This window comes from Brucella thiophenivorans (assembly GCF_002252445.1).
Taxonomy (GTDB): domain Bacteria; phylum Pseudomonadota; class Alphaproteobacteria; order Rhizobiales; family Rhizobiaceae; genus Brucella; species Brucella thiophenivorans.
In genome coordinates this window covers 478,134-491,430 of the sequence record NZ_NNRJ01000015.1, presented here as the reverse complement: position 1 = coordinate 491,430, position 13,297 = coordinate 478,134, and the positions used below count along the sequence as shown (strand labels likewise).

Sequence of the window (13,297 nt, the reverse complement as noted above, 5' to 3'; positions counted from 1 at the left end):
GATCTCACGCCGTCTTACTGATCGGATTTACAACGGAAAGCCGCTCTACAGCCGCTTCAATGCGATTTAAGGCTTCACGCGCTTCTTCTGGGGTCGTAACGAGCGGCGGCAGAAGACGAATAACATTATCACCAGCGCCAACGCTCAAGAAATTCTCGTCGCGCAATGCCTGAATGAGCGTCACGTTTGGTACAACGCATTTGATGCCCATCAGAAGACCGCGACCACGGATTTCCGAAACGACATTCGGGTAACAGTCGATGATTGATGCAAGGCCCTGTTTCAGCGTCAGCGCAGTTTCCTGAACATTTTCAAGGAAGCCATCGGCCAGAACAACGTCGAGCACAGCATTGCCGACCGCCATAGCAAGTGGATTGCCGCCATAGGTCGTGCCATGCACGCCAGCGGTCATGCCTTTGGCAGCTTCTGCCGTTGCAAGACATGCGCCCATCGGAAAACCACCGCCAATGCCTTTCGCAACGGCCATAATGTCCGGCTTAATCCCCGACCATTCATGGGCAAAGAGCTTACCGGTACGGCCAACGCCAGTCTGCACTTCGTCGAGGATCAGCATAAGGCCCTTGTCATCGCAAATCTGGCGAATAAGGCGCATGAATTCTTCAGGGAAACCACGCAGACCGCCCTCGCCCTGCACAGGCTCAAGCAGAATTGCTGCGGTTTCATCAGTAATTGCAGCGCGCAGTGCTGCTTCATCGCCAAACGGCACCTGATCGAAACCATCAACCTTAGGGCCAAAACCTTCAAGGTATTTGGCCTGACCGCCAGCAGCAATCGTAGCCAGCGTACGGCCGTGGAATGCACCTTCAAAGGTGATGACGCGGAAACGCTCAGGATTTCCGTTCACATAATGATAGCGGCGCGCAGTCTTGATCGCGCATTCAATCGCTTCTGCGCCGGAATTGGTGAAGAATACTTTGTCTGCAAAGGTTGCATCAACCAGACGCTGACCCAGCTTTTCCTGGCCCGGAACTTCATAAAGGTTCGACAGGTGCCATAGCTTGTCGGCCTGATCTTTGAGTGTATTGACCAGATGCGGATGCGAATGGCCGAGCGAATTAACCGCGATGCCTGCCGCAAAATCGAGATAACGCTCGCCGCTTTCGGTAATCAGCCAGACGCCCTCACCTCGCTCGAAGCGCAGAGCCGCACGATTATAGGTGTCGTAAAGCGGTTGCACAGTCGTAACGTCGGTCATTGCAGCAGGCCTCCATAAGCCTTGTAAATGCAGCGCCTCCAGCAGAGCCGGTCAGGCAGCGTTTCCCATTAAGTGTTGGAGCGACCTTGTGTGCCTGATCTGGCGCAGGCGCTCCATGGAAATAAAAAGCCGCCCTCAGGGCGGCAATATTTAATCCCGCCCGTATATTGGCGCTCGCAAAAAAAATGTCAATCAAAGCCCGTCGGGATAATCATGCATCTTTATGCATGAGTTCATGCAGGAAAGCACACATTATATAAGGCGAGGTATATGCGGGGTATAAGATACCACCTATGCGCTCCCAGGGGTGGCGTTTTGAAGATCGGGGCTATATATAGACGCCAGATGTTGTCCTCAACGGATAATGGTTCTGAAAAGCTCGCTTGAAATATCAAAAGCTGACTCAGAAAAACCGTCATTATCATCCAAGTTGGGGAAAACCATAAAAATGGAATCCACCTGACAGGGCTATCCCTTGTCATGGAGTCGCACATTAATGTAGTTTCTTTTTAAAGAAAAAAGCTACATTTCGTGCGGCAGACCAAGTCACCCGGATAGATATAGTGATTGTACCTGGAGCAATCCGGGAACAGCGGTGGATTCCGGATAACGAAAATTGATTGGAGCCCAGGGCGATGAACTGGACAGATGAGCGCGTCGAACTGCTAAAGAAATTATGGAACGAAGGCTTGAGTGCAAGCCAGATCGCAGCGCAGCTTGGCGGCGTCAGCCGTAACGCCGTGATTGGTAAAGTGCACCGCCTAAAGCTGTCAGGTCGAGGCAAAACAACGACCGCAGCCCCGCGCAGCAAGAAAGTCAATACTGTTGCGGCAACGCCACGTCCAGCAGCAACAACACAGACCAATGGCGCAGGCCGCCCGCAAGCGACCACGACCATTCGTACCGCAACGGTTACACAGACCGTTGGTGCAACCGCGTTGCAGATGGAATATGTTGAAGATGCCGTTACCCAGCGGGCCGTTCGACCGACATCTGATGTTGTGGTTCCAATCTCCCGCAAGCTGACGCTTTTGCAGCTTAGCGAGCGCACCTGCAAATGGCCAATCGGCGACCCCCTCAATGACGACTTTCACTTCTGCGGAAGTGAGTCCGGTGAATCCAGCCCATATTGCGGTTATCATTCAAAGCTTGCTTTTCAGCCAACGGCAGAACGTCGCCGCGCACGCTGAATTAAGTTAGAAGCGCCAAAAGGCCCCGGAGCAGACATGCGGCCGGGGCTTTTCTTTGCGGTCAAAGTTTTATTATCGCGGTGCCTGTTCAGACGGAATATTAAGAGCCGCTCAATCTATTTTTTATGCACTATCCAGCCAAAGCCGCTTCAGACTTTTGCTGGGAAACCCTAGAGCGTTTCGCGCTTAATCGTATCCACCGCGTTCGCTCTATCCTTTTGTTTTTACAGATGTCTTTATCCCAAAATAGGTTCCCACTTTTGGGAGACATGCGCTAGCTGCGCTTTGGCAACCTTACAAGGAAGGTAGAGCCTTCGCCAAGCTGAGAACGCACGACAAGGCGTCCACGATGGCGGGCCAGAATATGCTTGACGATGGCAAGCCCAAGACCAGTGCCCTTTTGTGCACGGCTTGTCTCAACATCAATACGATAAAAGCGCTCAGTCAGACGCGGCAGATGCTCTGTAGCAATGCCGGGACCAAAATCCTGCACCGAAGCCACAACTTCCAACGCATTTTCAGTCTGCTCTTCATCAAGACGCAGAATTACCCGCTTACCGCCCTGCCCGTATTTGCAAGCATTTTCGACAAGGTTCTGAAACACCTGAATGAGTTCATCCCGTGTTCCTGTCACATTCACCGGATGATCCGGAAGTTCACGTTCGATGGTCACATCAAGGCCTGCGGCAAGCGGGCTTAAAGTATCAGCGACATGATTAAGCACGGCCGTCAAGTCTACACATTCAGTAACTGCAAGATGTGCACGCATTTCGAGCCGGGAAAGCGACAAAAGATCGTCGATCAGGCGCGACATACGTTCTGCCTGCTTCTGCATGATACCGAGAAAACGTTCGCGTGCCGCAGAGTCGTTACGCGCCGGGCCTTGCAGGGTTTCAATAAAGCCAAGCAAGGAGGCCAATGGCGTGCGCAATTCATGACTTGCGTTCGCGATAAAATCTGAACGCATTCGGTCGATACGACGCGTTTCACTCTGGTCACGAAACAGCAGCACAAAGAGCTCTGGTTGACCTTCGGCATTGCGCAGCGCCTTAACCATCGCCTTATACCAGCGATCAGTCGGCACGCGCTCAAAATAATCGATGCTGCGTGGCTCACCGTCTGTAATGACGCTTTGAATGAGCGTATGCATCTCCGGTGCTCGAAAACGTAAGTATAGAGCAGTTCCCGCCTCGAGCGACTGAAATGCTTCCGTTGCCATCGCGTTGACAAAGAGCACGGTGCCGCGATGATCGAATACAATCATCGGATCAGTCAGAAGATCAGCCAGGCGCGCACCCGACACTTCCGACATTTCATTAACCTGCTGTTTTTGCTCCTGCTTACGGACTGGCTCATCATCACGCGTAGCACTTGAGACCCAAACCACGCCGATCATCACCAAAACCAGAAGTGCTGCACGAAACCAGATCGGCAAATCCAGAGCCAGAATGCACGTGACAAGCACCACACCTGCAAGGAGCACTCCTTTAACCCGAAGAAGCGGCGCGAAAAGGCTTTCTTCCTCCACAACTTCCACACTTGCCTCGTCGTTGTTCTCACTCATCGCAGCTCCCTGGTCTGCCTTAAATCATAGGCGATATTGTTCGCATTCAGTATCGTTCCAAAATTTAAAACATCGTCCTTTACGTGACTTACAATCAGCCCATATCATGGTGAAGGCTTAAGAATTTGTATTTATGCGAATTCTAAAAACCGCAACCACTTTTAATAGTGCGCTTATTCATAAACTAAAGGAGCTTGCCGTGGGTGACAGTTCGAAGACAGCTAACAAAAAGAACATGGAAAAAGACGCCGCAAAACTCTCGGACAAGCCACTAAAGATCAAAATTGATGGCGATACGCACAAATTCGACATCAACGACCCAAAGCTTCCTGACTGGATTGAGAACACAGCGCTGCAATCGGGTGGGTATCCATATCCCGAAAAAATGAAGTCAAAAGATTATGAAGAAACGCTTGAGCGGCTTCAGATCGAACTGGTCAAGCTGCAATATTGGCTGCAAAGCACTGGCGGGCGGGTAATCAGTGTCTTTGAAGGCAGAGATGCCGCGGGTAAAGGGGGCACGATCTTTACGATCCGGCAATTCATGAACCCCCGCACCGCGCGCAATGTGGCACTTCCTAAACCGACCGAAACCGAGCGCGGCCAGTGGTATTTCCAGCGCTATGTCCAGCATTTTCCATCATCGGGCGAGTTCGTCACCTTCGACCGTTCCTGGTATAATCGAGCGGGCGTTGAACGCGTCATGCAATTTTGCACGCCCGAACAGCTTGAGATATTTTTGGCGGAGACACCGGATTTCGAAAGGATGGTGGTCACTGAAGGTATTCATTTATTCAAGTTCTGGCTTGATATTGGTCAGGAGATGCAGCTTAAGCGCTTTCACGAGCGTCGCCACAGCCCGCTCAAAAGCTGGAAATTCTCACCCATGGATGTCGCGGGCATATCGCGGTGGGACGACTATTCAGAAGCTTTGCAAACAATGCTGGCGCGAACAGACTCCGGCTATGCACCGTGGACCATCATCCGCTCCAACGACAAGCGTCGCGCCAGACTGGCAGCAATCCGGCGCGTGTTGCTGACATTGCCCTATGAAGGACGTGATCTTGAAGCCATCGGGCCGGAAGATCAGTCCATTATTGGACGCGGCGCCGAGTTTCTTGCATCCAAAATCGCGAAATCCTCTTCATCCGACACATAGAACAAGCTGGGCTGGTGCGGGGTTTTTTCCCAAAGATGTGGCTTTCGCACCAGCTGCCAAACGGCACGCCAAGCGGAGAGTGAAATCAAAACCCAATAGACGGGTATTGCGAGAATGTAGAAATAGCCGCTCAATTCAGTCGGTTCCATGGTTTTAGAGCCAAGAACATAAAAACTGAGATAGGCCAGCAAGATATTCACCATATCGATGCGAAGAAGCCAGATATTTTCCGACGTTAGTGGAGAAAGCAACATGCTTGCAAACAGCAAAGCGACCGTCATCAGCATGAATGGATGCAAAAGCGCCGAGCCTATAATACCCAAAGTGTAAATCTGGTTGACTGTAAAACGCCACCAGCCAAGCTCTCGCGAAGCATTATAAGGATTGCGACCATGTACGAGCCATGTTTGCATCCAACCCTTGATCCAGCGCGTACGCTGTTTATTCCAAACGCTGAAATCGATTGGTGCGTCTTCAATTGTGCCACGACTAATAACACCAATTCCATAGCCGAAACGAGCCAGACGCAATCCGAGATCGGCATCTTCGGTCACGTTATAAGCATCCCATCCGCCCACTTCCTCCAAACACGAGCGGCGAAAATGATTGGATGTGCCACCCAGAGGAATAACCAGACCTTGTGACGCAAGCCACGGCACCAGCCCCCGGAACAGTGCTGCATATTCAAATGCAAACATACGGGTCAGCAAATTCTGCCGGAAATTTCCAATAATGAGCGGCGCCTGAACACAGGCAAGCTTCGGGCCTTCGCGTTCAAAAGCCTGCCAGGCTTCCAGAAGTTGGTCCGGGTGAGGACGATCTTCGGCATCGAAAACAGCGACTATCTCACCGCGTGCAAACTGCAAAGCATAATTAAGCGCCTTGGGTTTCGTTCGCGGACCGCCATTCGGAACGAGGATAAGGTCGAAATTGCTAGGCAGTCTACAATTGCGAATGGCTGCGATCGTATCGAAATCATCCTTCTCACAAACCAATTTAATATCGAGCTTACTGCGGGGCCAGTTGATCTGATCAAGCGCTGCAATCAACTGCCCAACCACGGCCTGCTCCCGATAAAGCGGAACCAAAACTGAATAAACAGGCAAGTTGCGTCTGTTGATGGGGTGCAGCTCCGCCAAACGGAGCCGGCTGCTTGAAACCGCAGCAAATAATCGAATGAGGACACAACCCAAAAAGAACAGCGTCAGGCTACCATGAAGCACAAGGATGGTGTGTACTGGCCAGCTAAAAAGGCAGGCAATAAAAGCATAAAGCCCCATCGCAATAAGAAAGGCCTGCGGCGTTTCAAGAACGCGAGATGCGGAAAAAAGCTTCGGCGTCATGGAATGCGCTCGTGAAATCAACTCCTTTTGATGGCGTTGCCGCAGAATTTTTCTTAACAGTGAGTGCGTACAGATCCGTATGCGCGCGCGCAATTCTGGAAACCGGCGCAGTTGCTCAAGAAGTCGGTCCGTCCGACGTTCATTGGGCGCAACGTAAAGATAGCTGGAGCCATCGGGGCCCAAAACCATCGCCTGCCCCACCTCCACCACAGATGATGCAGCCTCATCGGAAACGAAAATGCGCGATGGCAGAATTTCTTCTGTAAACGGAAGTTCCAGATAATCTGCAATGGCCTCGAAAAGCATCGTTTCCGTAACAGCGCGTTCGTGCTGGACCTCCTCGCAGAAACTTGTCCCATTTATTATAGCAGATTCATAAGCCCGTTTCAGGCAAGAACGCGGCACGCCGCGTCGCTCCAATCTGGCAGATATGGCTGTGCATACCTCCAGATCGAATGCGATCGATCCATTACTCATAGTACCCCCGCACTACTACTGCATTATATTAATTATCTCTAAGATTTACATCAGTTTTAAAATGTGATGTCTGATTTTTACTAATGTATGATTTGTTTAAATAAACCCACATATAGAAATGTATTTCATTTTATTTAAAACACAAACAAGATTCTTCAAGAAAATCCGAGTCTCCATTATCATGACCAAGCTTAAAGATTTTCAATATAGCAACACCCTGCGCGCACCTCATAAGCCCTCGTTAACGCGAAATTATAAGATAATGCTTACATAAAACATCGATGAAACTGCAGTTTTTCAGCATAGCGGTCGCAGCCTGTTGGCTTCTGGGTAGCCTTCCTGCCAATGCGCAATCCGCACCCAAGGCACCCGACTTCTTTAATCAGAAAGAACGGTTGGCTCTGCCATCTTTGCAGGGGTTGAACAGGTTACGCTTCATAACAACGCTCGATTTCCCGCCTTTCAATTCACTTAATGATGCCGGGCAGCTCAGTGGTTATAATGTCGATCTCGCGAAGGCGCTGTGCAGCCAAATGGGATTGGGCGACATATGCCAGATTGAAGCCGTGCCATGGGACGAGCTGGAAATGAAGCTTCAAAATGGCGAAGCCGAAGCCATTATTGCAGGTTTGAGTGCCAATTCGCAGAACCGGGAAAAGTTCAGTTTCACCCGCGCTTATATGCGTTTGCCCGCCCGCTTTGTCACAACCAAAACAAATAGCTTTTCAGATCCTGCGGCCATCGCCGTGCGCGGCAAAAATATTGGCATTATTTCAGGTACAGCGCATGAACAACTTCTGAAAGCCTATTTCCCACAGGCCGTTGCCAAACCATATACAGATCGCAATGCTCTTATGGCAGGGTTGCAAAAAAGCGAAGTGGTTGCCGTATTTGACGATGGAATGGCGCTGTCATTTTGGCTTCCGAGCGAAGAAGCAAATGACTGCTGCGCCTTTACGGATGGGCCTTATCTTGCGCCGCAGTATCTCGGGTCTGGCCTGAGCATAGCAGTTGCACAAAAAAATGTGTCGTTGGTGAACGCTTTCAATAATGCTCTTCAGTCTTTGCAACAGCAGGGCAAACTGACAGAACTCTATTTGCGCTATTTCCCCACCAGCTTTTATTAAAAAGCTGAAAGAGAACTATTTTTGCCGCTAAAACCTCTGTTAATTTCGTGCCATTTTGTCGCACCCAGGTGCTGAATGACGCTTGAGTTTTCAGTGTTTTTTGAAACTTCCGATTATTCGATACTTACAGCACATAAGTAAAATTATTTTAAATCAAAATATTATGGGGTGAATACAGAAAATTAGTCACGTAAAATATACCATCACCGTGTAATTTTCGTGTCGCTTTTATCATATTTCCCCAATAAATCCATATATTTATTTAGACTTGAAGAATCTTTCTTTTAATCGATAATCAAAATCGAGGAAGAGGAGGAATTATACATGTACCAAGGCATCAGCACTCATTGGCACAAGACTCCTGCGCAAGCAAAGCAATCCCCGAATGAAGCGACTTACGTATTCTTCGGCATATTTTTGACATGCCTTACGGTTCCGGCGGCAATCATTGTTTGGGCTATTGTCCAGAGCATGGCGGTGCATTTCTAGAATCTGGAACATTGACAGGCTGCCACTGAGCAACAGGGTAGTTGCATAAGGGATCAGACCTATTCGAGCTAACTGCTCAGGGTGATCAGCTGCAGTGCGCCCTGTTTTATAGACACAGTAGAAACGCTTTAGTTAATTGTTTTTATAGGGTTATTCCACGTAAAACCGCTTCGCACTTTTGCTGAAAATGCTTGAGATGCGATTATACTCAAAGCATAATTTGAAAAAGCCCCGCATCAAGCGGGGCTTTTTTGCATTCTCTCCTCTCAAGCCTTCGCTAGTCAGCGAAGACGCGTAGGAAGAGTATCAATGTGCCGAACCACTTCCCTCGCCCGGGACAGGCTCTGCCGCGGGTTGCGAAACCGCCGTATCATCAGGACGCTTTTTCGGAGGCTTGCGAGCGATCAAGCTGTAGAACATCGGGATAAAGAAGGTTGCGATGAAGGTCGCAGCCAACATGCCTCCGATGACACCCGTACCGATTGAGTGGCGGCTTGCTGAACCTGCACCGGAGCTGATCGCCAACGGTACCACACCGAGAATAAACGCCAAAGACGTCATCACAATCGGGCGGAAACGCAAGCGTGCGGCTTCAGCAGCAGCTTCAATCGCCGACTTACCCTCTTCACGTTGCAGCACGGCAAATTCCACGATCAGAATTGCGTTCTTTGCCGCAAGACCTATGAGCGTCACCAAACCGATCTGGAAATAGACGTCATTCGTTAGTCCGCGAAGATCGGTTGCCAGCAGCGCACCAAACAGAGCGAAGGGCACCGCCGTGATAACCGCAAGTGGGAGGCTCCAGCGTTCATATTGCGCAGCAAGGATCAGGAACACCATGATCAGACCGAAGATCATAGCCTGACTGCCACTGCCACTTGTCGAGACTTCCTGATAGGCAGAGCCAGTCCACGCAATCTGGAAGCCTTGCGGCAAGGATTCAGCAGCAACTTCCTGCATCGCCTTGATCGCATCACCCGACGTAAAGCCCGGCGCCGGATTGCCTGTGACCTTGGCAGCGTTAAACGCATTGAAGCGCTCCAGCTGATCCGGTCCGACAATACGCTTCACCGTCACCAGTGCGCTCAGTGGGATCATACTGCCAGAGTTTGCACGCACGAACACATGTTTGAGATCACTTGGATCACGGCGGAATTCAGCTTCCGACTGAAGGTTGACCTGATAGTTACGGCCATAAAGCGTGAAGTCGTTGACGTAAACACTACCGAAGGTCGCCTGCATGGCGGTGAACACCGAATTGATCGGTACGCCCATGGCTTTGGCCTTGTCACGGTCAAGCTGAATATCATATTGCGGTACATTCGGGTCGAATGTCGTGCGGACGCCAGTGAGTTCAGGACGTTTGCTTGCGGCCTCAACCAAAAGATTAGTAGCGTTGGTCAGTGACTGAACACCCCCGCCTGTGCGATCCTGTACATAAAGTTCAAACCCGCCAGTCGTGCTAAGCCCCATAATCGGCGGCGGATTGAATGCCAGAACCAGACCATCCTGAATGCCTGCATTCATGCCCATGATTGCACCAGGCAGATTGCGTGCATCAAGATCAGGCGTCGTGCGCTCTTTCCAATCCTTGAGCATGATGAACATCGTGCCCGCACTGGTTTTCAGACCGCCTGAGAGCAGATCAAAACCAGCAACTTCAAACACGCTTTCGACGGCAGGATGCTTGCGGATATTTTCGCTGGCCTCATGAAGAACCGCGCTCGTGCGTTCCAACGATGCCGCCGGCGGCAGGATAGCCACACTGAACAGGAAGCCCTGATCTTCATCCGGCAGAAGCGAACTCGGTACCTTTTCAAAGAGATAATAAGTGCCACCCAGCAGGCCTGCAAAAATAAGCAGGCCGATGGAAGCACGCTTCAGAAAGAAGCGAACGCCAGCGGTATATCCATTCGTCAGCCGATCAAAGAAGCGGTTGAAGATGCGGAATGGCAGCATCGGTTCATGATGGCCGGGCTTCAAGATCATTGCGCAGAGTGCGGGCGTCAGCGTCAAAGCTACAATACCCGAGATCGTCACCGAAATCGCAATCGTAACAGCGAACTGCTTATACATTTCGCCAACCAGACCACCCATGAAGGCGACCGGAATAAACACGGCGCAGAGCACGAGAACAATCGCGATAACCGGGCCTGTCACTTCGCTCATTGCCTTGATGGCAGCTTCGCGGGGCGGCAGTTTTTCGGTTGTCATGATGCGTTCAACGTTTTCCAACACCACGATCGCATCATCGACCACGATACCAATCGCCAACACCAGACCAAACAACGTCAAGAGGTTGATCGAGAAGCCAAGCACATACATCCCCGCGAATGTTCCGATAATCGAGATCGGAACCGCGATGACCGGAATAAGCGTTGCACGCCAATTCTGAAGGAAGATAAAGACCACCAGAACAACAAGGATAATCGCCTCGATGAAGGTGTGTATAACCTCTTCAACCGAGACTTTAATGAACTTGGTGGTATCGAAAGGAACTGAGTAATCTATGCCTGCGGGAAAGCTGGTTTTCAGCTCAGCCATACGATTCTGTATGAGTTCCATTGTATTGAGCGCGTTTGCACCCGGCTGAAGATAGATCGCAATCGGAACCGCAGGCGTGCCATTAAGCGCACTGTCTACCAGATAGCTTTCGGTGCCCAGTTCGACACGCGCCACATCTTTGAGAAGAAGCGTTGCAGCATTCTTGTCAGAACGAAGAATGATGTTTTCGAAAGCTGCCGCATCGGGCAAGCGGCCCTGCGTGGTCGCTGTATAGGTGAACGGTCCCGCCTGCGGGTCCGGCTGATCACCAAAACGACCGGCTGCAAACTGCGCATTCTGCTCCTGAATAGCCGTCTGAACATCTGACGGTGTCAGATTGTATTGCGCAAGCTTATCAGGACGCAGCCAGACGCGCATCGAATATTCAATATTGCCGAGCAACTGGACATCGCCCACGCCGGAAAGACGCTTCAGATCGTCAATGACGTTCAGAAGTGCATAGTTACCCACGTAAGTACGGTCATAGCGATCGGTGGTCGAGAACATCGCCACCATGCCAAGAATTGTGCTTGAACGCTTATCGACGGTTACGCCAAGACGCTGCACTTCCTGCGGAAGCGAGGATGTTGCACGCTGAACACGGTTGTTGACGTTGATCGCTGCCTGATCCGGGTCTGTGCCCAGAGCGAAGGTGACCGTCAACTGCATGGTGCCGCTGCCAAGGCTCGAAGACTGCATATAAAGCATGTTCTCTACGCCGTTGATCTGCTGCTCAAGAGGAGCTGCAACCGTTTGCGTTACCGTCTCGGCACTTGCACCCGGATAGGTCGCACTGACGACAACCTGCGGCGGCGTCAGCTCGGGATATTGCGCGATAGGCAAAATCCGCATCGCGATGAGGCCTGCCATCACAATGACGATGGAGATAACCGCCGCAAAAACCGGACGGTCGACAAAGAACTTATTCATTGCTTGTCTGCCGCCTGTTCTGTTTCTGCTGCGTTTGCAGCTTTCGCTTCAACCGGCTGGACGGCTTTGCCTGGAGCAGCCTTGATTACACCCTCTGTGATGATGCGGTCACCGGCCTGCAAACCATCACTGACAAGCCATGCATCGGTGAGTTCACGCGCAATCTTGATCGGCCGGACTTCCGCAATGTTTTCCTTGTTAACAACATAAACGAACTGGCCCTGTGCGCCCTGCATCAGAGCCGCTTTTGGAACCAGAATTGCATCATCAATAGTCACGCCCAAAATCGATGCGCGAACGAACTGGCCAGGGATCAGTCGCTGATCAGGATTGTCCACGACAGCGCGCGCACCAATTGTTCCGGTCTCCGTATCAAGCGATGACGAGGTAAAATCGATGATGCCTTCTTGATCATACGCTTCACCATCACCGAAAAAAATCTTGATGCGAAGACGATCGGCATCTTGCCCCGTCGCCCCGCGCGCCGCACGAAGCTTACGGATTTCTGCAGCTTCCGTGTCAGTGAAGGAGAAGTTGACATAGACCGGATTGATCTGGGTGATCGAAGTAAGCAGGCTCGACGTTGCATCACTGCCTATAAGACTGCCTTCGGAAACCTGCTCAAGGCTGGTGATTCCGCTGATGGGCGCTGTAACCTTGGTATAGCTGAGGTTTAGTTCCGCCGTGCGCAACTGTGCCTTGGCCGCGGCCACGACTGCCTTGTTGAGGTCGCGCGTCGCCAATGCTGTATCACGAACCGCTGTGCTCTGCACCTTCTGCTGCACAAGTTGTTCAGCGCGTTCTGCATCACGGATCGATTGCTGGTAGGTGGCTTCCGCCTGCGCAACCTGCGCCTGAGCGCGGGCAAGTTCAGCTTCATAAGGAGCCGGATCAATCTCAAAAAGCAGATCGCCAGCTTTGACTTCCGTACCTTCTACGAAATTACGATGCAGGAGTATGCCGCCAACACGCGCACGGACCTGAACATCACGAAAAGCGCTGACGCGAGCGGCGTATTCGTAGGGAACTGCAACATTCTGCGCCTGAATTTCAGTAACAGTGACTGGTGGTGGTGGCGGCATTGCTCCGCCTGGAGCCTGCGCGAATGCAGTTTGACCTGCAAAGATGAAAAAGGCGGCTCCTGCCGCGAAAAGCCGAATGGAACGGTTCATGGTCATAGTGGGAGTTGCCCTTGATGTCGTATGGTGCAGCCAGATAAACATACACGAATGTTTGTAAATACGAAATTGAGTGTTAT

8 protein-coding genes are annotated in these 13,297 nt (G+C 51.2%); 3 read left to right on the top strand and 5 right to left on the bottom strand.

Annotated features, from left to right (window positions below; genetic code table 11):
- Positions 1 to 4 precede the first annotated feature (4 nt).
- On the bottom strand, positions 5 to 1,216 hold the full coding sequence (locus CEV31_RS07275) for an aspartate aminotransferase family protein (protein ID WP_094506343.1): 1,212 nt from the start codon (positions 1,214 to 1,216) through the stop codon (positions 5 to 7).
- A gap of 635 nt (positions 1,217 to 1,851) precedes the next feature.
- Here CEV31_RS07275 and CEV31_RS07270 point away from each other — a divergent pair.
- Positions 1,852 to 2,406: a GcrA family cell cycle regulator gene (locus tag CEV31_RS07270; protein WP_094506342.1), complete on the top strand. Its 555-nt coding sequence runs from the start codon at positions 1,852 to 1,854 to the stop codon at positions 2,404 to 2,406.
- Between the two features lie 274 nt (positions 2,407 to 2,680).
- Here the strand turns inward: CEV31_RS07270 and CEV31_RS07265 are convergent, their stop codons facing one another.
- On the bottom strand, positions 2,681 to 3,970 hold the full coding sequence (locus CEV31_RS07265) for an ATP-binding protein (protein WP_094506341.1): 1,290 nt from the start codon (positions 3,968 to 3,970) through the stop codon (positions 2,681 to 2,683).
- A gap of 199 nt (positions 3,971 to 4,169) precedes the next feature.
- On the opposite strand from CEV31_RS07265, the gene ppk2 reads away from it, so the two are divergent.
- Complete coding sequence (gene ppk2, locus CEV31_RS07260) at positions 4,170 to 5,129, top strand: polyphosphate kinase 2 (RefSeq protein WP_094506570.1); 960 nt, start codon at positions 4,170 to 4,172, stop codon at positions 5,127 to 5,129.
- Here ppk2 and CEV31_RS07255 read toward each other — a convergent pair.
- Positions 5,057 to 6,949 (bottom strand): glycosyltransferase family 2 protein, encoded by a 1,893-nt coding sequence (locus tag CEV31_RS07255; RefSeq protein WP_094506340.1) that lies wholly within the window; start codon positions 6,947 to 6,949, stop codon positions 5,057 to 5,059. The two genes, ppk2 and CEV31_RS07255, sit on opposite strands and share 73 nt — an antisense overlap.
- Before the next feature lie 281 nt (positions 6,950 to 7,230).
- Between CEV31_RS07255 and CEV31_RS07250 the strand changes: the two genes are divergently transcribed.
- The gene (locus tag CEV31_RS07250) at positions 7,231 to 8,076 is read left to right on the top strand and encodes a transporter substrate-binding domain-containing protein (protein WP_094506339.1); all 846 of its coding nucleotides are present in this window, start codon (positions 7,231 to 7,233) and stop codon (positions 8,074 to 8,076) included.
- A 795-nt stretch (positions 8,077 to 8,871) separates the two neighbouring features.
- On the opposite strand, the gene CEV31_RS07245 is transcribed toward CEV31_RS07250, so the two are convergent.
- A complete protein-coding gene (locus CEV31_RS07245) occupies positions 8,872 to 12,039 on the bottom strand; it encodes an efflux RND transporter permease subunit (RefSeq protein ID WP_094506338.1) in 3,168 nt (1,055 codons plus the stop codon).
- Positions 12,036 to 13,217 (bottom strand): efflux RND transporter periplasmic adaptor subunit, encoded by a 1,182-nt coding sequence (locus tag CEV31_RS07240; protein WP_094506337.1) that lies wholly within the window; start codon positions 13,215 to 13,217, stop codon positions 12,036 to 12,038. Before CEV31_RS07240 ends, CEV31_RS07245 begins: the two co-directional genes overlap by 4 nt.
- Positions 13,218 to 13,297 lie beyond the last annotated feature (80 nt).